The organism is Paraburkholderia sp. BR14320 (assembly GCF_040948665.1).
In the GTDB taxonomy this organism is placed as follows: Bacteria; Pseudomonadota; Gammaproteobacteria; order Burkholderiales; family Burkholderiaceae; genus Paraburkholderia; species Paraburkholderia youngii.
Window position 1 is genome coordinate 1 of record NZ_JBFPKG010000361.1, and the last position, 255, is coordinate 255.

General features: G+C 65.1%; 1 protein-coding gene. It reads right to left on the minus strand.

Translation table 11 applies throughout. From position 1 onward, the window contains the following. A partial coding sequence (locus AB3X89_RS40655; RefSeq protein WP_368588112.1) for an ATP-binding cassette domain-containing protein occupies positions 1-255 on the minus strand: 255 nt, incomplete at both ends.

Genomic DNA, 255 nt, shown 5'->3' on the forward strand with positions numbered 1-255 from the left:
GGATCTTGTCGAGCAGCTTGGTCAGCTCGACCTTCTCGGTGGCGTTCATGCCGGCCGCCGGTTCGTCGAGCGCGAGCAGCTTCGGATCGGTCGCCAGCGCACGGGCGATTTCGAGGCGCCGCTGGTGACCATACGACAGGTTGCGCGACGTGTAGTCCGCGTATTGCGTGATGCCGACGTAGTCGAGCAGTTCGAGCGCGCGCTCCTTGATTTCGCGCTCTTCCTTGCGTTCGGCCGGCGTCTGGAACACCGCGC